We start from the raw sequence: 18,543 nt of genomic DNA, 5'->3' as shown, positions 1-18,543 counted from the left end.
GTCCGGCCCCCTCGGCCCTTATCAATTGCCGGTGCCCGGATCGACTTCCGGCGCCACGTCGAGCGTGGCGGGCGGCGTCTGGGCGCGCTCGGCTTCCATCTTGCGCCAGCGCTTCACATTGGCGTTGTGTTCGGCAAGGGTCGCCGCGAAGATATGACCGCCCGTGCCGTCGGCAACAAAGTAGAGGTCATCGGTCTTCCATGGATGGGCAACCGCTTCCAACGCCGCGCGACCCGGATTGGCAATCGGGCCCGGCGGCAGGCCCTTGATCACATAGGTGTTGTAGGGCGTTTCCTTCTTGATGTCGGACTGGAAGATCGGCCGGTCAGCCGGCTTTCCATCGCCACCGAAGAGGCCATAGATGATCGTCGGATCCGACTGCAGGCGCATGCCCTTCTTCAGGCGGTTGATGAAGACGGAGGCGACGTGAGCGCGCTCGTCGTCCTTGCCTGTTTCCTTCTCGACGATAGAAGCCAGCGTGACGAATTCCTCGCGTGTCTTTACCGGCAGGTCGGGATCGCGGCGCTCCCAGATCTGGTCGATCAGCTTTTCCTGGGCTGCTGCCATCTGCGTCACAATCTCGGCGCGCTTGGTGCCACGGGTGAACTTGTAGGTATCGGGGCGCAGAGAACCTTCCGGCGGCAATTCGGACGGCAAATCGCCTTCGAGAACCGTGTCGTCGGCGAGGCGCTGGAACATTTGCTTGACGGTCAGGCCTTCCGGCATCGAGACGGAATAGAGGATCGATTTGCCGGATTCGAGCAACTCGGTCACGTCCTTCATCGAAGAACCAGCCTTGATCTCGTATTCGCCGGCCTTCAGGGTCGCGCCTTTATCCAGATAGGTGGCGGTGACATAGCGATAGATGCGGGCATCGGAAACCACGCCGTTGCGCTCGAGATTATTAGCGATCTCGGCCAGGCCCGCACCACCGCGCACGACAAAATTGGTGTTCACGGCAAGCGGTCCGGGGCGCTGATAGGCGTCCATCACGTAATAAAATCCGGCGACCGCCACCACACAGACGAAGACCACCATGGTCATCAGGAAGTTCAGGAAAATTACAAGCTGACTGCGCGCCTTGCGCGACCGGCGCGGCGGCTGCGGCACGCGTTCGGGGCGCAGCGCATCATTCGGCGATTTCGGAATGAACGGTCCCTTAGCCGTGCCAGTGTTGGCATCGCGACCGAAGGGAACACCGCTGTTCTGGCTACCGCCGTTCTGGCTGTTGTCGGTCACCGGCAATCCTTCTTTGTTTTCTGTCGCGGCTGTGTCAGCCAGCAATGCGGCAAAAATCGGGGTCTGCGCCCGACGCGAAGCGCCGGTCGTGCACCACGATTTCTATCCGTAGAACAGCGTCACGAGCAAGAGCGCCCGCGCCGTCATCCACCTGATGCGCACCGGGTCCGCGAAACACGACCCGGCGCAGATGTCATCAGGCTTCGTAGCGCTTCAGCACCAGCGACGCATTGGTGCCGCCAAAGCCGAAGGAATTCGACAGGGCGACGTTGATTTCGCGCTTTCTCGCCTTGTGCGGCACGAGATCGATCTTCGTCTCGACATCCGGATTGTCGAGATTAAGTGTCGGCGGCGCGACGTTGTCGCGGATGGCAAGCGTGGAGAAAATCGCCTCGACGGCACCGGCTGCACCGAGAAGATGACCGATGGCAGACTTGGTCGAGGACATAGATATCTTCGAGGCGTGCTCGCCGACCAAACGCTCGACGGCGCCGAGTTCGATCGTGTCGGCCATGGTCGATGTGCCGTGGGCGTTGATATAGTCGATATCGGCGGCTGTCAGACCTGCACGCTTTAGCGCCATGGTCATGCAGCGGAATGCGCCGTCGCCGTCTTCAGAGGGAGCGGTGATGTGGAAAGCATCGCCAGAGAGGCCATAGCCGACGACTTCCGCATAGATCTTGGCACCGCGCGCCTTGGCGTGTTCGAGCTCCTCGAGCACCACGATACCGGCACCCTCGCCCATAACGAAGCCATCGCGGTCCTTGTCATAGGGACGCGAGGCAGCCGTCGGGTCGTCGTTGCGCTCAGTCGACAGCGCCTTGCAGGCGGCAAAGCCGGCAAGCGAAATGCGGCTGATCGGGGATTCCGTGCCGCCGGCCACCATGACGTCGGCATCGCCGAGCGCGACGAGACGGGCGGCATCGCCGATTGCGTGCGCACCGGTCGAGCAGGCCGTGACGACGGAGTGATTGGGACCACGCAGCTTGTGGCGGATCGAGACCTGACCGGAGGCCAGATTGATCAGGCGGCCGGGGATGAAGAAGGGCGACAGACGACGCGGGCCCTTGTCGCGCAGGATGTGGCCTGCCTCGACGATGCCTTCGAGGCCGCCGATGCCGGATCCGATCAGAACGCCCGTCGCGCACTGGTCGTCATCGGTCTTGGGATGCCAGTCGGCATCGTTCAGTGCCATTTCGGCGGCCGCCATCGCATAGATGATGAAGGGGTCTACCTTACGTTGCTCCTTCGGCTCCATCCAGTCGTCCGGGTTCCAGGCGCCTTCGCCTTCGGTCGGGATGCGGCACGCAATCTTGGCCGGCAGATCCTCAACCTCGAATTCCGTCACGCGGCGAGCACCGCTCTGGCCGGCCAGAAGCCGCTGCCAGGTCAGTTCCGTTCCAACTCCCAGGGGCGATACCATGCCGGTACCGGTGATGACGACACGTCTCATCGTGCGAAGCCCACCCAATCCATCGACCGAAGTCATTGCCAACAAAGGTCCAGAGTAAACAAAGGTCCAGATACAACAAGGCCCGCTTCACGCGGGCCCAAGCGGATAGATCGGGCTCAAACGCCCGCCTTCCGCAATCTTGTGATCGATCAGGCCTGAGCCTTTTCGATGAACTTTACGGCGTCGCCAACCGTCAGGATCGAGTCAGCAGCGTCGTCAGGAATTTCAACGCCGAATTCTTCTTCGAAGGCCATGACGAGTTCGACGGTGTCGAGCGAGTCAGCGCCCAGATCGTCGATGAAGCTGGCGCCTTCGACAACCTTTTCAGCGTCAACGCCGAGATGATCAATTACAATTTTCTTCACGCGTTCTGCGATATCGCTCATGTCGGTTTCCTCGACCTTCTTAATATCAGAGGGAGCCGTAATGGCATCCCTGCCCTGTCTTCAACTGGTGAAGCGCGCATGGCGTCACCAGCAAACCCGTTCGGCCCTGACCCAGAGCGGTTTATGCAAATAAAAGCATAAACTTCGGCTCATGAGACGGAGCGACTGCTCACAGTCATGGCCCGCTTAACATGCTTTCCGCGCGCCGCAAAGCCAGAAATTCGCCCCCTCGCCTTGGTCAACAGGCTTTGGCAGAAGGGGCGAACCGGCCCATGTCATCAGATCATCGCCATGCCGCCGTTGACGTGCAATGTCTGGCCGGTCATGTAGGCTGCTTCCGAAGAGGCAAGGTAAAGCACAGCGGATGCAACTTCCGCGCCGGTGCCCATGCGCTTCATCGGAATGGCGCCCATGATGGCGTCTTTCTGCTTGTCGTTCAACTTGCCGGTCATCGCGCTCTCGATAAAGCCCGGTGCAACGCAGTTGACGGTCACGTTGCGGGTCGCGATTTCCTGGGCGAGGGACTTCGAAAAGCCGATCATGCCGGCCTTGGAGGCGCAGTAGTTGGCCTGGCCCGGATTGCCGGTCACGCCGACGATCGAGGTGATGTTGATAATGCGACCATAGCGGCGGCGCATCATCGGATGGGTGAGCTCGCGCGTCAGACGGAAGACGGCGGTCAGGTTGACTTCGAGAACGCTGTCCCAGTCGGCATCGGACATGCGGACGAACAGACCGTCCTTGGTGATGCCGGCATTGTTGACCAGGATGTCGACGCCTTCGAGTTCGGCTTCGGCCTTTTCGCCGAGAGCCTTCACCTCGTCGCGGTCCGACAGGTTGGCCGGGAAGATCTTGACCCGGTCGCCGAGTTCTGCGGCCAGCGCTTCCAGCTTTTCGACGCGCGTGCCGTGCAGGCCGACGATGGCGCCCTGGGCGTGCAGCATGCGGGCGATTTCTTCGCCGATGCCACCGGTTGCGCCGGTGACGAGAGCCTTGCGGCCGGTCAGGTCAAACATGATCGAGCTCCTTGTTGAGCGTTGGGGCGATCAGCCGTTGAGTGCAGCAAGCGCCGCGTCGATATCGGCCGGGCCGTTGACGGCGATGCCGCTGATATTCTTGTCGATACGGCGGGCGAGACCCGTCAGGACCTTGCCGGCACCGATTTCATAAAGCGTGGTGACGCCATTGGCGCCGAACCATTCCACGGTCTCGCGCCAGCGCACCTGACCGGTGACCTGCTGGACGAGCAGATCGGCAATCTCCGAGGCCGAGGTGACCGGGGCTGCCAGAACGTTGGCGACCAGCGGCACAGAGGGATCGCGCTTCTCGACGGTCGCCAGCGCCTCGCGCATGGCGTCAGCTGCCGGTCCCATCAATGCGGAATGGAAGGGTGCGGACACCGGCAGCATGATGGCGCGCTTGGCGCCCTTTTCGGTGGCGAGCGCTGCCGCCTTCTCGACGGCGGCCTTGCCGCCGGAGATGACCAGCTGACCGCCGCCATTGTCATTGGCGATCTGGCAGGGACCTTCAGCGGCAGCGGCCTCGCAGATCGCCTGCACGTCGCCGTGCTCCAGACCGATGATTGCGGCCATGGCACCGGCGCCGACGGGAACGGCTGCCTGCATGGCATTGCCGCGGATGCGCAGAAGGCGCGCGGTATCGGCGATCGAGAAGGTGCCGGCGGCGGCGAGCGCGGAATATTCGCCGAGCGAATGGCCGGCAACGAAGGAGACCTTGGACTTCAGATCCAGGCCCTTCGCTTCGAGAACGCGGATCACGGCCATCGAGACGGCCATCAGGGCCGGCTGGGCATTGGCGGTGAGGGTCAGTGTTTCCTCGGGGCCGTTCCACATGATGTCGGACAGTTTCTGGCCGAGTGCATCATCGACTTCCTGAAAGACGGCGCGGGCTTCGGCGAAATTGTCGGCAAGGTCCTTGCCCATGCCAACGGCCTGGCTGCCCTGGCCGGGGAAGGTGAATGCGACTGTCATTGGGCGTTTCTCCCTTGGGTTTTTCCCTGTCAATTCACAATACACTCCTGCGAGTCAAGCCTTGGAGGCCTGCTGAACCTTGCGGCGGCGGTGCAAATCACAGCCTGTTCGCCCGCTTCGCCATCTTGCAGTGCGGCAAATTCCCCTTATTTTGTTCCAGCATCTCCCCCAGCCCGTCCCGGGCCTATTTCCTTTAGTTGAGGCATTTCCCCCATGAAGATGAACCGGCTCGGCCGTACCGATATCCTTGTTTCCGAAATCTGCCTGGGCACCATGACCTGGGGCTCCCAGAATTCGGAAGCCGAAGCCTTTGCCCAGATGGACTATTCCCTTGAGCGTGGCGTCAATTTCTTCGACACCGCCGAGCTCTATCCGACCACGCCTCTCTCCAAGGAAACTTATGGCAACACCGAAGCCATCATCGGCAACTGGCTGCAGAAGACCGGCAAGCGCGAGCAGGTGGTGCTCGCCACCAAGGTGGCAGGCCCGGGCCGCCCCTATATCCGCGAGGGCAGCCCGATTACGGCTGCGTCGCTGCGCGAGGCGCTCGATGCGAGCCTCAAGCGGCTGAAGACCGACTATGTCGACCTCTATCAGATCCATTGGCCCAACCGCGGGCATTTCCACTTCCGCGGCGCCTGGAGCTACAATCCTTACAAGCAGGACCGCGCCCAGGCGCAGCACGACATCGCCGAAATCCTCGATACGCTCGGCGACTGTGTGAAGGCCGGCAAGATCCGGGCGATCGGCCTGTCGAACGAGACGACCTGGGGCACGCAGAAATATCTCAGTCTCGCCGAGCAGAAGGGCCTGCCGCGTGTGGCCTCTATCCAGAACGAATACAACCTGCTCTACCGGCATTATGATCTGGATCTCGCCGAACTGTCGCATCACGAGGATGTCGGGCTCCTCGCCTATTCGCCGCTGGCCGGTGGCATTCTCTCGGGCAAATATCTGGGCGGCCAGAAGCCGGCCGGTTCGCGCGGATCGATCAATGGCGATATCGGTGGACGGCTCGTGCCGCAGCAGGAAGCGCCGACGCGCGCCTATGTCGAGCTTGCCAAGAAGAACGGCATCGATCCCTCGACCTTCGCCGTCGCCTTCTGCCTGACGCGCCCATTCATGGCATCGGCCATTATCGGCGCGACGACGATGGAGCAGTTGAAGGTCAATATCAATGCGGCGGACGTGACGCTTTCGGAAGAGATCCTCGCAGAGATCGCCAAGATCCACCGCGAATATCCGATGCCGATCTGATATCGTCTGTTGAAATCGACTGTGCCGGCGCCTATGGGGCCGGCATTTTCACGTCGTATCAGCCGATGGTCAGCACTGTCCGCCCCTGATCGTAGGCGAAGCCGTAGGTGAGCCCCTGGCCCGACAAGGCAACCTGGTCGAGCGTTACCGTAATGCGGTCGGACGTTCCGGCAAAGGTGGCGGTCAGGGTATTGCCGTCCACACTGATGCTGACGTCCTTTTCATCATATCCGGCAAAGCGCAGTTTCAGGCTGCCGTTCACATTGATCGTGTCCTCGCCGTCGCCCTTAGCGAAAGCGTATTCAGCGACGGCATTGTCGGACTTCATATCGGTGCGCTTGATGCTGACCGTATCGTTACCCGTGCCGCCGGAGGCGAAGATGCGGGTACCTTCGAGCGTCATGGTGTCGTCGCCGGCACCTCCGTCGATGCCGATCAACGCTTCACCTGCGACCGTCAGCGTATCCTTGCCGTCACCGCCCGTCACGTTCATCACAAGTTGGCCGGACAGTTTCAACTCGTCATCGCCCTCGCCCGCATCAATGTCGCCGATAATGCCGGCACTCGCGGACAGGCTGTCATTGCCGGTCCCCGTGGAGATGGACGCCAGTGCCGCAGCTTTCGCGGTCAACGTGTCGTCGCCCGCGCCCGCGTCGATGTTGTAGACGGATCTGGCGTCGAAGGTGAGCTTGTCCTCGCCCTCCGTGCCCGTTCCGCCGGTGATGTAACCGAGGGTCTCGTCGACCGAAGCGCCTTCCTCTGCGGCGGCATCGCGCAATGAGAGGATCTCGACGATCCGGGCGAGCGCCTTCTGACCCGTGGTCTCGGTAAACGGCGTCTCATCGTCCTGCCGCGACCATGACGATGGGGCAGCAGCATCCGTCCGCACAGAAGACGACGCGGAAAACAGCTGCGTTGCGTAGCTCAGCGCATTCGGATTGCGGTAGAAGCTGTTGATCACCGTCATAGGCTGCGTTCCTCGAGGCCCCACACAGGGCCGAATTCCATGTTACGCTAACATTCGTGCATTGAGAAAAGCTTACATGAGCCATTGCAATGCCGAAATCGGGTCTGCCAAACGCGGTAAGCATCCGGTAAAGATGAGATTGAACATCTGTGGGCAGCTCAATCCCTGCCCCGAAAGCGGAAAAGTTACCTCTCACCCTTGCTTTTCCGCCAAACACGCGTATAAGCGCGCCGTTCACAACACCCGGTCCTCTGGCTGGTGGCTGAACGGAGGGCTGGCAGGTCGCAAGGCTTGCAGCAGGAACCAAAAGGGTTTCCGGTCTCCCGTGTCTCCGCTCTCGACCGTCTCGAACACAACGCTTTTCTTGCCGCGGCCAATACCGCACAGGAGCAGTCGTTGAGGCTTAGCGCCGGATCCGGGTGACGACAACCGCAAGAAAGGCAAAGCTGTCATGGCTCTTTACGAACATGTATTCCTTGCCCGGCAGGATATGTCCGCCCAGCAGGTTGATGCCCTCGTCGAACAGTACAAGGGCGTCATCGAAGCAAACGGTGGCAAGGTCGGGCGCGTAGAAAACTGGGGCCTCAAGTCCCTGACCTACCGCATCAAGAAGAACCGCAAGGCGCACTACGCCCTGATGGACATCGAAGCTCCGGGCGCAGCGATCCACGAAATGGAACGCCAGATGCGCATCAACGAAGACATCCTTCGTTACATGACCATCGCTGTTGAAGCCCACGAAGAAGGCCCGTCTGCCATGATGCAGAAGCGCGACCGTGACGACCGTCCGCGTCGTGACGGCGACGATCGTGGCCCGCGCCGCGAAGGTGGCTTCGGCGACCGTGGTCCGCGTCCGGACCGTGGCCCGCGCGAAGGTGGCTTCGAGCGTCGTCCGCGCGAAGACCGCGCGTAATCTGAAGAACAGGAGAATTTACAATGGCTGATGCATCCTCTTCTCAGGCACGTCGTCCCTTCCATCGTCGTCGCAAGACCTGCCCCTTCTCGGGCGCCAATGCTCCGAAGATCGACTACAAGGACGTCCGTCTGCTGCAGCGCTACATTTCCGAGCGCGGCAAGATCGTTCCTTCGCGTATCACCGCAGTTTCCCAGAAGAAGCAGCGCGAACTGGCCCAGGCCATCAAGCGCGCCCGTTTCCTCGGCCTGCTGCCTTACGTCGTAGCGTAATTTGATCTGACGACCCGCTGATTAAGAGTCAGCGGGTCGTTATCCCTTCCGCGTTGGGCGCGGATCGGAACAACCGCCTTCAGGCGCTGACTTCAATGTCCGGCGACTTCAGGCAAAAACCCATGTTGGGGAAATCCTGCCACACGGCATGACGACCTTCCCCTAACTGCTTCAACCGGCAGGACAGCGACCTTGCAGAAACTGGATGCGAAATTGCTGATGACCGGCCTTCTTGCCGGTATTACCGCCGCCCTGCTCGTGCTGGGTGCTGCGGCGCAGCCGACGCTCGCCTCCATCCTTTATGCAGCGTCCGCCCTCCCCGTACTCATCGTTGGCCTCGGCTGGGGCAACACCGCCTCGATCACCGCCATCCTGACCGCCGCCTTCCTCGGCACGATCAGCATGTCGCCGATGTTCGCCTTCGGCATGGCGATCTTCACGCTGGCGCCCGCCGGCTGGCTTGCCCATCTGTCGAGCCTTGCCCGTCCTGCCTCCGAGATCGGTGGCCCCGATCATCTGATCGCCTGGTATCCGCTCTCTGACATTCTGCTGCAGCTCTGCGCCTTCGTCACCTTTGCCGTCGTTGCGCTTGGCGTGATCATCGGCTTCGGGCCGGAGTTCACCGACCAGCTGGTTGAAGCGATGACGCAGGCGATGAGCAGCCAGGATCCGTCAATGCTTCCGGATCCCGCCGCTCTTGAACAGCTGAAGCGCACCATGCTGGTGCTGCTGCCGATCATTCAGGGCGGCACCTGGGTCATGCTGCTGTTCCTGATGTATTACGCCGCGCAGCGCATCGTGTCGGCCTCCGGCCGGGCCAAGCGCCCGCGCGAAGACATCCCCTCTTCGCTGCGCATGAACCGCAATGCCGTCTTCATCTTCCTTGCCGGGATCATCGGCTGCTTCATCGGCGGCGTTCCCGCGATGGTGGGTGCGACCGTCTGTGGCACCTTCGGTGCGGGCTTCCTAATGGCCGGCTTTGCCTCCATGCATCTTCGTACGCGCGGCAAGGACTGGCGCCTGCCGGCCCTCGTGCTCGCCTATCTGTCAACGGTCATGCTGCTGCCGTTGATCATTCCGCTCATCATCGGCCTGTCGGATACCCGCCGGACCGTTGCGCTTACACCGGCCGCCAAGGCCAAATCAGACACTCCAGACAACCCGAATTGACCACTGAAAGGAACAATATCATGGACGTCATTCTGCTTGAACGCATCGCCAAGCTCGGCCAGATGGGCGAAACCGTCAAGGTTCGCGACGGCTTCGCACGTAACTTCCTGCTGCCGCAGGGCAAGGCGCTGCGCGCCAACGCTGCCAACAAGGCCCGTTTCGAAGCCGAGCGCGCCACGCTCGAAGCCCGCAACCTCGAGCGCAAGTCGGAAGCCCAGAAGGTTGCCGACGTTCTCGACGGCAAGTCCTTCATCGTCGTCCGTTCGGCTGGTGAAACGGGCCAGCTCTACGGCTCGGTTGCTGCTCGCGACGTCGTCGAGATCCTGGCTGCAGAAGGCTTCAACATCGGCCGTAACCAGGTCGAGCTGAACACCCCGATCAAGGCCATTGGCCTGCATCAGGTTGTCATCCACCTGCATGCCGAAGTCGAAATCTCGGTTCAGCTCAACGTTGCCCGTTCGGCTGAAGAAGCAGAACGCCAGCTCAAGGGCGAAAACCTCACTTCGGCCGACGCCATCTACGGCATCGACGAAGATGCTCTGCGTCCGGAAGACTTCTTCGATCCGGAAGCCGACATCGACGGCGACGACGAATAATCAGTCTTTCGCCCTTCCAGGCGAATGCAAAAAGCCCGGCCTTGCTTCCGCAAGGCCGGGCTTTTTTGTCTGAACTCTTGCCGGCTCAGGCCGGATCGAGGCTCTTGTCGATCTTCACCACGACCGACATGCCTGGCGTCAGGCTGGCTGCCGCCTCCTGGGTCGTGTCGATGGCTACCCGCACACCGACCCGCTGGGCGATCTTGACGAAGTTGCCGCTGGCATTGTCGGCCTTGATTACCGAAAACTCCGAGCCGGTTGCCGGCGAGAAGCGCTCCACATGTCCCTTCAGGACATGGCGATCAAGAGCATCCACGGTGATCTCGACCGGCTGGCCGACCTGCATGCCGGCGAGCTGGGTTTCCTTGAAATTGGCGATGATCCAGACATCCGGCGGCACGACGGCCATCAGCTGGGTACCGGCTGCCACATACTGCCCGACCCGCACGCCGACCTCCCCCAATTTGCCTTCGCGGGGCGCATGGATCTCTGTGTTGGACAAGTCGATCTTGGCCAGTTCGACCGAGGCTTCCGCATTGGCAACGGCGGCTTCGAGCGAGCCCCTGTTCACGATGATCGTCTGCAGGTCCTGACGGCTCACTTCGACGGCTGCCCTTGCCTGTGCCATGGCAGCGCGGGCACGGTCGAGGGCCGCATGGGCCACTTCCTGGGCGCTGGTCGTCACGACGCCGCTCCGGATCAGGCTATCCTGTCTATCGGCCTGAGACTGTGCCTGCTGAAGATCGGCATCGGCGGAATCAACGGCCGCCTCGCTGGAGGCAATCCGCGCCTTGGCCGCATTTTCCTGCTGACGCGAATTGTCCAGCGAAGCCTTCTGCGTGGCGAGTGCGGCCTCTGCCTGTGCCAGTTTCTGGCGGTAGATGCGGTCATCGATCCGGGCGAGCAACTGACCCTTCTCCACCGCCTCGTAATCTTTCACCGGCACCTCGACGACGTAACCGCTTACCTGGGGGCTCATGGTGGTGACATAACCGCGAACATAGGCATTGTCCGTCATCTCCACCGAGCTGGCGAAGGGTGGCAGGCGCCAAGCGTAGAGGACGAGGGACGTTCCAAGGACTGCGCCGAGAATGATCAGGATGGTGGCGGGGGTGAAAATCTTCTTCAACATGGCGGTGGGTCCGTTTCGACGTCAGGATTGGGGGGAAAGCGCGATCTTGGCGCTGCGGGACGTCCGCAACCAGCGCCAGGCGAGATGCACGAGCAGCACGGCGAGCGCTGCGGTCGTGACGACCGAGATCAAGAGAAAGGTATCGGTGTAAGCGAGCACGTAAGCCTCGCGGGTCACCTGCTGAGACAAGAGGGTCAGGCCTTCCGCATTGAGGATGGCGGGATCCGTGATGACCTTGCGATAGGCAGCCGCCAGCTGGCTCACCCGCTGGGCGACCTCGGGTCGGGTCAACAGGATGTTTTCGACCAGCACGTTCGAGTGAAACTTCTCGCGGATGGTGACGAAGCTGCCGAGTAGCGAGGTCATCAGCATCGAACCCGTGATCTGGGTGAAGAGAAAAATGGCGATGAAGTTGACGACATAGGGCAAGCCCTTCTGCAGCGCGCCACCGAAGCCTTTGGCCATGACCGGCGGCAGGAACATCGCAGCGCCGAAGGCGATCATGCCCTGGCTCACATACATCTGTTCCGGCCGCGTCAGGTTGGTCGCCTGGCTGTCGAGATAGGCACCGCCGGCAATCAGCGCGAGCGCAATCACATGGGCAGTCTCGACATAACGCGACGACATCAGGACCAGGCAGAAGAGCGCGCCGCCAATGGAGGCGAGCAGGACGAGTGACCAGAGCACGAATTGCTGGTCATTCAGCAGACCAATCTGCTGGAAGAAGCTGACGGCGGTCGAGGACTGCTCAGAGGACACGGCGCGGAAGACCAGAAGGACGGCAGCCATGTGCAGATTGTCGCGCGAGAAGATCCAGCGAAAATCGAGCATCGGATTTGTACGCCGCGATTCGATCAGGGCCGTCAGGGTGATAAAGCCGATGGCGCAGGCGAGAAGCGCGCCGAGCCACCAGGTCTCAAACCACCAGTAGAGCCGGCCGAGGGTGAGGAACACGGCGAGACAGCCGATGCCGATCGCCATCAGCAGATAGGAGACGATGTCCATGCGCTCGATCACCTTGGCGCGCGGCGGAGGTGTGAGCGGCAGCGAATAGATGATGGCCATGGAGATCAGCGCGAGGCCGAGTTCGAGCGTATAGAGGGCATGCCAACCATCAATCTGCAGCAGGGTCGGGGATACCATGCGGGCAAGCGGAGCCGCGAGCAGCGTGCCCATGAGGGCGACGTTCAGCCCCTGGCTGAGCTTCCTGTGCGCCGGGAAGGCCTCCAGCACGTAGAGGAAGCCGAGCGAGGAAATGGGGGCGGCCGCACAACCACTGATGAAGCGGACGACGAGTGCGGAATGCAAATCGCTCACAAACAGATTAAGCAGCGAGGCCACAACGAAGATAAGGATGCTCCATTCGGCGAAAGGCCGCAGACCGTATTGCGCCCTCACCTTGAAGAGCGCGATCGACAGCGTGGCATAGGGCGCCATATAGGCAGCCGACAGCCAGGCCGCCTCGGCGATCGTGGCAGAAAATTCGCCCTGCAGCTGGTAGAGATTGGCATTGACGATGTTCATGCCCATGCCCTGCGTGATGAACAGCAGCAGCCCGGATGCGACGTAGATTACGGCGAGCCAGAGGGGCTTCGGCGGAGGCGGAGAAGGTGGCGCGACCGGTGTCTGCTCCTCAGTCAGGGAGACAGTAGCGGCGTTTGGTTCGGCAACAGTGCTCATGACTTCCCCTTCCCAGCGTCCAACTGCTGCATGTTGCGCATCAGCCGGCGGACAACCGAGAGCGCAGTCTCAATGTCTTCTGCGGAGATCTCTTCAGCGATCTGGCCTCGCAATTCACCCGCTAGCGCATGAACACGTTTAAAGGTGTCCCGGCCGGCCGGCGTCATGTCGATCCGCTTTGCCCTGCGATCCGTCGCATCCTCGGTACGCTGGATCAGATCCTGCTTTTCCATGCCGTCGAGAACGCGAACCAGCGTCGGCGTCTCGATCTCCAGCTCTTCGGCCAGATCCTTCTGGGTGAGCGGTCCGCGCCGGGCGATGGCAAAGAGCGCGCGGGCACGGGCGAGTGTCAGCCCCTCCTCACGCACGGCGGCATCAAAGAAGGCCCGGAGCTTGCGGTTGAACGCGGACATCTCGTCAAACAGCTGTTCGTTTTGCGTGGCACGCGACATTCGGTATCTCTCGGTATAATTAGGACGCTATCTATATTAAACCTAACTAATCCGCGCCCTGATCTTTTCAAGTGTTTTGAAGCGATGGCTGCCATGCCTTAGAATCATGGCTGCCAAAGCGATTCGCCTATCTGTCCCGTCAAGCATTTCCCGCTGATGCTCGGGGCCGCCTGTTGATAACTGGGGACAAGCGGAAAAAGACGAGTGATGGGGAGACGCGTGTTGACTGTGGCAGCAGGGGTCGCCAAACCCTGATCCCACGCTCCCAACGATAAAGAAGCCTGTGACACCATGATCGATGCCGTTCGCAACATTGCGCGCCCACAAGCCCAGGCTCCCGAACCGCTCTACCGGGAAGCGCCGAACAATATCGAGGCGGAACAGGCTCTCCTGGGAGCGCTGCTGGTCAACAACGACGCCTATTACCGCGTCTCGGACTTCCTCAAGGCCGAGCACCTCTACGAGCCGCTGCACCGGAAGATCTTCGAGGTCGCGTCTGAAATCATCCGCATGGGCAAGACGGCGAACCCCGTCACCATCAAGACCTTCCTGCCGGCCGACCAGAAGGTCGGTGACCTGACCGTGGCGCAATATCTCGCGCGGCTGGCTTCCGAAGCGGTGACGATCATCAATGCGGAAGACTATGGTCGCGCTATCTATGACCTGGCGCTGCGCCGTTCGCTGATCCAGATCGGCGAGGACGTGGTCAACATCGCCTATGACGCGCCGCTCGACATGCCGCCGCAGGCGCAGATCGAAGACACCGAGCGACGCCTGTTCGCACTTGCCGAAAACGGCCGCTACGATGGCGGCTTCCAGTCCTTCTCGGATGCCGTCGCCCAGGCCGTCGACATGGCGGGCGCCGCCTTCGAGCGCGACGGCAACCTCTCGGGTATCTCGACCGGCATCAGTTCACTCGATTCGAAGATGGGCGGCCTGCAGCGCTCCGACTTGATCGTGCTCGCCGGACGTCCGGGTATGGGCAAGACCTCGCTCGCCACCAACATCGCCTGGAACATTGCCGCTGCCTATGAGCCGGAAGTTCTTCCCGATGGCTCCTTCAAGGCGAAGAACGGCGGCGTCGTCGGCTTCTACTCGCTCGAAATGTCGTCCGAACAGCTCGCCACCCGTATCATGTCCGAGCAGACGGAAGTCTCCTCCTCGAAGATCCGCCGTGGTGAAATCACCGAACACGAGTTCGAAAAGTTGGTCGGTTTTTCTCAGACCATGCAGAAGGTGCCGCTGTTCATCGACCAGACCGGTGGTATCTCGATCGCCCAGCTCTCGGCGCGTGCCCGCCGTCTGAAGCGCCAGCGCGGCCTCGACTGCCTGGTGGTCGACTATATCCAGCTGATGACGGGTGCCGGCAAGTCGGGCGAAAACCGCGTGCAGGAAATTACTCAGATCACCACCGGCTTGAAATCGCTCGGCAAGGAACTCAATGTGCCGATCATCGCGCTGTCGCAGCTGTCGCGTCAGGTCGAAAGCCGCGAAGACAAGCGCCCGCAGCTCTCCGACCTTCGTGAATCGGGCTCGATCGAGCAGGACGCCGACGTCGTGCTCTTCGTGTTCCGCGAGGAGTATTACGTGAAGAACCTCGAGCCCCGCGACCTGTCCGACCCGAAGTATCCGGAATGGGAAGCGCTGATGGACAAGGTCAAGGGCACGGCCGACGTGATCATCGCCAAGCAGCGTCACGGACCGACCGGTACCGTGAAGCTCGCCTTCCAGTCGGAATTCACCCGCTTTGCGGATCTGGCCGACCCGAGTTTCATCCAGTACGAAGAGCCGTGAGATCGAGGGCGCCGAAAGGCGCCCTTCCTACATCCGCCTCAGATGCTGGCTGCGCGCAGGAGCGCCACGGAAACAACGCCGAGCGCCGCCGCCGGTAGCAGCGAAAGGCGCAAAGCCGCTACGACAACGATCAGGCAGCCGATCGTCTCCGGCCAGCCGGTGGCAAAGGCCGTCGGCGCGACCACGGCCATGAGCACCGCAGGCGGTACGGTGGCGAGTGCCTTTTCGGCGCCGGGCCCGAGTTTCAGGCGACGCACGAGGAATGCGCCGGAGAAGCGTGTGAAGACCGTGGCCGCCATCATGGCGAGGATCGCGGCGAGGGTTGCGGGATCGAGGCTCATGCCGCCTGCTCCTTTTGCGCCAGCGGAAGGAAGGCTGCGCCGATGCCGGCGAGCGCACCGGCGGCGATGTACCAGGCGCCTGGAACCAGTGTGTGCACCGTGAGGGCCGCAAGGCCGCTTGCGGCCAGCACCAGCCCCGTCTCCCTGCCCTTCCAGAAGCCGGTCAGCAAGACGATGAAGACTGCGGGGAAGGCGAAATCCAGGCCGTAGACGGCGATGTCGCCGATCAGTGCACCGAAGAGCGCGCCAGCGAGGCTCGATACCAACCAACCGAGATAGAAGGGCAAGGCGAGCCCGAGATAGTAGGCGGGTGTCAGCACCGTCGTCCGCGCCCGCGCCTCCGCCAAGGCCCAATTCTCATCGGCCATGACGAAGAGTGTCGGCAGCTTCTGCCAGGGGCGGAAGAGCCCGAGGCTGCGCTCCAGAGAGGCACCCATCAGCACGTGGCGGAGATTGACCAGCAGGGCTGCGAAGCCGAGCGCCGTCCAAGATGCCGGATGGGTCCACAGATCCATGGCGACGAATTGCGAACCGCCGGCAAAGACCAGCGCGCTCATCAGCACCGTCTCCAGCGGCGACAAGCCGTTGCCGGTCGCCACGGCGCCGAAGACGAAGCCGATGGGGGCTGCGGCGATGATCAAGGGAAGAATGGCGCGAAAGCCGTCAATGGCTTCGCGGCGGAATGCATAGTCTTTCATGGGACCTCCTGTTGGCGGAGGATCTAGCCGGCTCAAAGGTCCGTCGTCTTGAAGGAAAGTGCCTGATGTCAGCCGGCGCGAAAGACGGCGGGCGTCAGGCCAGTGCGCGCCTTGAACTGGCGTGTCAGATGCGCCTGATCGGCGAAACCGCAGGCCAGTGCCGTATCCGAGGGCGTCGCACCGCAGCGCAGGAGATGGCGGGCATGGCGGATACGCAGATCCGTCTGGAAGGCATGCGGCGTGATGAAATACTGCTTGCGGAAGGCCCGGATCATGTGGGCGCGGCTGAGACCTGCGACCTTGGCCAGGGTTTCGAGACCCAGCTCCTCGGCAAAATGTTCGGCGATGTAATCGCGCACCCGGCGCATGGCGAGCGGCTCGCCGTGATCGGGCGCGCGGACGATGTCACTGCCGTGGCGGGCGAACATGGTGGCGAGAACGCAATACATGCTCTCCTCGCCCTCCAGCGCACTGCTGCCCTCCTCCTCCAGCCGCCGGTGCGCCAGATTGAAGGCGCGTGCCAGATCCGGATCCGTCAGCAACTGACGGCCGAAGCTCGGGCTGCCGTGAAAGGCCCTGCCCGTCACATCCTCGATGATCTCGACCAGAAGTTCGGTGTCCGGATAGATCATGCGGTAGCGATACCCTTCAGGCTGCCCCGGCTGGCCGTCATGCACCTCGCCCGGATTGATCAGGTAGAGCGCGCCCGGCCCGGTATGTTCGCGGGTGCCACGAATGCTCGCCACCTGGCAGCCCTGCTCGATCGCGCCGATGGAGAAGGTATCGTGCGAATGCGGTGAGAATTCGTGGGTGATGAAGGAGGCCGTCAGGCATTCCATCGCGCGAAAACGGCCGTCGCGCCAGAAGCGCGTCCGCTCGACCAGCGATACCGGATTGGCTTCGGCCGCCTGTTGCTGCGAAACACTGTGCATAGCAGCATAATATCCGGCGGCCTCATTTTCGTCTTGAAGAAAAGTGCTAGGTTCCACCGATCACGCCCCCGCAGATACAAAGACCTCATGACAGACAGATTCGACATCCTCGACGCCCCGGACGAATTCCTGGCCGCGCCCCTTCGCCTCACGGTGGATCTTTCCGCCATCGCCGACAATTGGCGCGAGATGGCACGGCGCTCGGGCAAGGCGCGGGCCGCCGCCGTGGTCAAGGCCGATGCCTATGGCCTCGGGATCGAGGATGTCGGCCAGGTGCTCTACCGGGCGGGTGCGCGGGACTTCTTCGTCGCGGTGCCGGCGGAAGGCGTGACCCTCAGACCCTACGCGCCGGAGGCCCGCATCTTCGTTCTGTCCGGCATCTGGCCGGGCCAGGAAGATGTGTTCTTCGACAACGATCTGGTGCCGGTCATCGCCTCGGAAGAGCAGCTCGCCTTCTGGATGGCGCTTCTGTCGGAACGCGGCCCCTACCCTTGCGCACTGCATGTCGATACCGGCTTCAATCGCCTCGGCCTGCCGATGGCCGAAGCCATTGCCCTTACCGACGACGTCTCACGTCCGGCGAGCCTCGACCCCGTGCTGGTCATGAGCCATCTCGCCTGTGGAGACGATCCGTCCTCACCGATGAACCGGCGACAACTCGAATCCTTCCGGCAGGTTAGCGCCGCTTTCGAAGGTGTCGATTCAAGCCTGGCAGCGTCTGCCGGCACCTTCCTCGGTGCCGACTACCATTTCGACCTCACCCGGCCCGGCATCGCCCTATACGGTGGCGAAGCCGTCAACGGCGTGAAGAACCCCATGCGCAGCGTCATCAAGGCGGAAGCGCGGATCATCCAGGTGCGCGAGGCCAAGGCCGGCGAGACGGTGAGCTACGGCGCCAGCCACAGGCTCACCCGCGACAGCCGGCTGGCGATCGCCTCCGTCGGCTATGCCGACGGCTATCTGCGCAATCTCTCCGGATCCGGCATTCCGCTGCGGCAGACCGGCCTTGCCGGTGCGCGCGGCGCAATCGCCGGCCAACCCGTCCCCGTCGTCGGCCGCGTCACCATGGACCAGACGATCTTCGACGTGACCGACCTCGCTGCGCACGGCGTCCGCGCCGGTGACTATGTAGAATTGATCGGGCCGGCCATGCCGCTCGACGATGTGGCACGGGCGGCCGGAACGATCGGGTATGAAATGCTGACCGGACTGGGGCTGCGCTACGAGCGCCTCTACATCGAGGGCGACGACTGAGATCGAAGGCCGGAAG

19 protein-coding genes are annotated in these 18,543 nt (G+C 62.1%); 7 read left to right on the top strand and 12 right to left on the bottom strand.

The window, feature by feature from the left end:
• Positions 1-21: 21 nt before the first annotated feature.
• The 5 genes from mltG to fabD form a co-directional block, all read right to left on the bottom strand.
• Entirely contained in the window at positions 22-1,149 is a 1,128-nt protein-coding gene (mltG, locus tag FJQ55_RS06960) for an endolytic transglycosylase MltG (RefSeq protein WP_246085127.1), read from the bottom strand.
• A gap of 286 nt (positions 1,150-1,435) precedes the next feature.
• Positions 1,436-2,692: a beta-ketoacyl-ACP synthase II gene (gene fabF, locus FJQ55_RS06955; RefSeq protein WP_140826912.1), complete on the bottom strand. Its 1,257-nt coding sequence runs from the start codon at positions 2,690-2,692 to the stop codon at positions 1,436-1,438.
• A 149-nt stretch (positions 2,693-2,841) separates the two neighbouring features.
• The gene (locus FJQ55_RS06950; protein WP_027507378.1) at positions 2,842-3,078 is read right to left on the bottom strand and encodes an acyl carrier protein; all 237 of its coding nucleotides are present in this window, start codon (positions 3,076-3,078) and stop codon (positions 2,842-2,844) included.
• A 278-nt stretch (positions 3,079-3,356) separates the two neighbouring features.
• Positions 3,357-4,094, bottom strand: a complete 738-nt coding sequence (fabG, locus tag FJQ55_RS06945; RefSeq protein ID WP_140826911.1) for a 3-oxoacyl-[acyl-carrier-protein] reductase — start codon at positions 4,092-4,094, stop codon at positions 3,357-3,359.
• A 30-nt stretch (positions 4,095-4,124) separates the two neighbouring features.
• The gene (gene fabD / locus FJQ55_RS06940; RefSeq protein WP_140826910.1) at positions 4,125-5,069 is read right to left on the bottom strand and encodes an ACP S-malonyltransferase; all 945 of its coding nucleotides are present in this window, start codon (positions 5,067-5,069) and stop codon (positions 4,125-4,127) included.
• 213 nt (positions 5,070-5,282) lie between these two features.
• On the opposite strand from fabD, the gene FJQ55_RS06935 reads away from it, so the two are divergent.
• Positions 5,283-6,326, top strand: a complete 1,044-nt coding sequence (locus FJQ55_RS06935) for an aldo/keto reductase (protein ID WP_140826909.1) — start codon at positions 5,283-5,285, stop codon at positions 6,324-6,326.
• A gap of 58 nt (positions 6,327-6,384) precedes the next feature.
• On the opposite strand, the gene FJQ55_RS06930 is transcribed toward FJQ55_RS06935, so the two are convergent.
• On the bottom strand, positions 6,385-7,293 hold the full coding sequence (locus FJQ55_RS06930) for an RTX toxin (protein WP_140826908.1): 909 nt from the start codon (positions 7,291-7,293) through the stop codon (positions 6,385-6,387).
• 451 nt (positions 7,294-7,744) lie between these two features.
• On the opposite strand from FJQ55_RS06930, the gene rpsF reads away from it, so the two are divergent.
• From rpsF to rplI, 4 genes are all read left to right on the top strand, one after another.
• The gene (rpsF, locus tag FJQ55_RS06920; protein WP_062274970.1) at positions 7,745-8,206 is read left to right on the top strand and encodes a 30S ribosomal protein S6; all 462 of its coding nucleotides are present in this window, start codon (positions 7,745-7,747) and stop codon (positions 8,204-8,206) included.
• Between the two features lie 23 nt (positions 8,207-8,229).
• Positions 8,230-8,478 carry a 30S ribosomal protein S18 gene (rpsR, locus tag FJQ55_RS06915; protein ID WP_003502063.1) on the top strand — a complete coding sequence of 83 codons (249 nt, stop codon included), beginning with the start codon at positions 8,230-8,232 and terminating at the stop codon, positions 8,476-8,478.
• Between the two features lie 192 nt (positions 8,479-8,670).
• Positions 8,671-9,648 (top strand): DUF2232 domain-containing protein, encoded by a 978-nt coding sequence (locus FJQ55_RS06910; RefSeq protein ID WP_140826907.1) that lies wholly within the window; start codon positions 8,671-8,673, stop codon positions 9,646-9,648.
• A 20-nt stretch (positions 9,649-9,668) separates the two neighbouring features.
• Positions 9,669-10,244, top strand: coding sequence for a 50S ribosomal protein L9 (rplI, locus tag FJQ55_RS06905; RefSeq protein WP_140826906.1), 576 nt, complete (start codon positions 9,669-9,671; stop codon positions 10,242-10,244).
• Positions 10,245-10,329: 85 nt separating this feature from the next.
• Here rplI and FJQ55_RS06900 read toward each other — a convergent pair whose 3' ends face one another.
• The 3 genes from FJQ55_RS06900 to FJQ55_RS06890 are packed head-to-tail and all read right to left on the bottom strand — an operon-like array spanning position 10,330 to position 13,508.
• A complete protein-coding gene (locus tag FJQ55_RS06900; RefSeq protein ID WP_140826905.1) occupies positions 10,330-11,376 on the bottom strand; it encodes an HlyD family secretion protein in 1,047 nt (348 codons plus the stop codon).
• 21 nt (positions 11,377-11,397) lie between these two features.
• Entirely contained in the window at positions 11,398-13,056 is a 1,659-nt protein-coding gene (locus FJQ55_RS06895) for an MFS transporter (RefSeq protein WP_140826904.1), read from the bottom strand.
• Positions 13,053-13,508 (bottom strand): MarR family winged helix-turn-helix transcriptional regulator, encoded by a 456-nt coding sequence (locus tag FJQ55_RS06890; RefSeq protein WP_140826903.1) that lies wholly within the window; start codon positions 13,506-13,508, stop codon positions 13,053-13,055. Before FJQ55_RS06890 ends, FJQ55_RS06895 begins: the two co-directional genes overlap by 4 nt.
• A gap of 291 nt (positions 13,509-13,799) precedes the next feature.
• Between FJQ55_RS06890 and FJQ55_RS06885 the strand changes: the two genes are divergently transcribed.
• Positions 13,800-15,302 carry a replicative DNA helicase gene (locus tag FJQ55_RS06885; protein WP_140826902.1) on the top strand — a complete coding sequence of 501 codons (1,503 nt, stop codon included), beginning with the start codon at positions 13,800-13,802 and terminating at the stop codon, positions 15,300-15,302.
• A gap of 38 nt (positions 15,303-15,340) precedes the next feature.
• Here the strand turns inward: FJQ55_RS06885 and FJQ55_RS06880 are convergent, their stop codons facing one another.
• From FJQ55_RS06880 to FJQ55_RS06870, 3 genes are all read right to left on the bottom strand, one after another.
• The gene (locus FJQ55_RS06880) at positions 15,341-15,643 is read right to left on the bottom strand and encodes an AzlD family protein (RefSeq protein ID WP_140826901.1); all 303 of its coding nucleotides are present in this window, start codon (positions 15,641-15,643) and stop codon (positions 15,341-15,343) included.
• A complete protein-coding gene (locus tag FJQ55_RS06875) occupies positions 15,640-16,341 on the bottom strand; it encodes an AzlC family ABC transporter permease (RefSeq protein ID WP_140826900.1) in 702 nt (233 codons plus the stop codon). The genes FJQ55_RS06880 and FJQ55_RS06875 overlap by 4 nt, the downstream gene beginning before the upstream one ends.
• Positions 16,342-16,409: 68 nt before the next feature.
• Positions 16,410-17,273: an AraC family transcriptional regulator gene (locus tag FJQ55_RS06870; RefSeq protein WP_140826899.1), complete on the bottom strand. Its 864-nt coding sequence runs from the start codon at positions 17,271-17,273 to the stop codon at positions 16,410-16,412.
• A gap of 87 nt (positions 17,274-17,360) precedes the next feature.
• Between FJQ55_RS06870 and alr the strand changes: the two genes are divergently transcribed.
• Positions 17,361-18,527, top strand: a complete 1,167-nt coding sequence (gene alr / locus FJQ55_RS06865) for an alanine racemase (RefSeq protein ID WP_140826898.1) — start codon at positions 17,361-17,363, stop codon at positions 18,525-18,527.
• The last annotated feature ends 16 nt before the right edge of the window (positions 18,528-18,543 follow it).

Origin of the sequence: Rhizobium glycinendophyticum, from assembly GCF_006443685.1 — a bacterium.
Lineage (GTDB): Bacteria > Pseudomonadota > Alphaproteobacteria > Rhizobiales > Rhizobiaceae > Allorhizobium > Allorhizobium glycinendophyticum.
The sequence above is the reverse complement of the archived record's forward strand: the minus strand, read 5'-3'. Positions and strand labels throughout refer to the sequence as shown.

Bases quoted from the DNA above. Each gene is read 5' to 3' on its own strand.
- FJQ55_RS06885 (WP_140826902.1), top strand. From the start codon at position 13,800: ATGATCGATGCCGTTCGCAACATTGCGCGCCCACAAGCCCAGGCTCCC.
- alr (WP_140826898.1), top strand. From the start codon at position 17,361: ATGACAGACAGATTCGACATCCTCGACGCCCCGGACGAATTCCTGGCC.
- fabD (WP_140826910.1), bottom strand. From the start codon at position 5,069: ATGACAGTCGCATTCACCTTCCCCGGCCAGGGCAGCCAGGCCGTTGGC.
- fabG (WP_140826911.1), bottom strand. From the start codon at position 4,094: ATGTTTGACCTGACCGGCCGCAAGGCTCTCGTCACCGGCGCAACCGGT.
- rpsF (WP_062274970.1), top strand. From the start codon at position 7,745: ATGGCTCTTTACGAACATGTATTCCTTGCCCGGCAGGATATGTCCGCC.
- FJQ55_RS06895 (WP_140826904.1), bottom strand. From the start codon at position 13,056: ATGAGCACTGTTGCCGAACCAAACGCCGCTACTGTCTCCCTGACTGAG.
- FJQ55_RS06935 (WP_140826909.1), top strand. From the start codon at position 5,283: ATGAAGATGAACCGGCTCGGCCGTACCGATATCCTTGTTTCCGAAATC.
- FJQ55_RS06890 (WP_140826903.1), bottom strand. From the start codon at position 13,508: ATGTCGCGTGCCACGCAAAACGAACAGCTGTTTGACGAGATGTCCGCG.
- FJQ55_RS06900 (WP_140826905.1), bottom strand. From the start codon at position 11,376: ATGTTGAAGAAGATTTTCACCCCCGCCACCATCCTGATCATTCTCGGC.
- FJQ55_RS06950 (WP_027507378.1), bottom strand. From the start codon at position 3,078: ATGAGCGATATCGCAGAACGCGTGAAGAAAATTGTAATTGATCATCTC.
- rpsR (WP_003502063.1), top strand. From the start codon at position 8,230: ATGGCTGATGCATCCTCTTCTCAGGCACGTCGTCCCTTCCATCGTCGT.
- fabF (WP_140826912.1), bottom strand. From the start codon at position 2,692: ATGAGACGTGTCGTCATCACCGGTACCGGCATGGTATCGCCCCTGGGA.
- FJQ55_RS06930 (WP_140826908.1), bottom strand. From the start codon at position 7,293: ATGACGGTGATCAACAGCTTCTACCGCAATCCGAATGCGCTGAGCTAC.
- FJQ55_RS06870 (WP_140826899.1), bottom strand. From the start codon at position 17,273: ATGCACAGTGTTTCGCAGCAACAGGCGGCCGAAGCCAATCCGGTATCG.
- FJQ55_RS06875 (WP_140826900.1), bottom strand. From the start codon at position 16,341: ATGAAAGACTATGCATTCCGCCGCGAAGCCATTGACGGCTTTCGCGCC.
- rplI (WP_140826906.1), top strand. From the start codon at position 9,669: ATGGACGTCATTCTGCTTGAACGCATCGCCAAGCTCGGCCAGATGGGC.
- FJQ55_RS06880 (WP_140826901.1), bottom strand. From the start codon at position 15,643: ATGAGCCTCGATCCCGCAACCCTCGCCGCGATCCTCGCCATGATGGCG.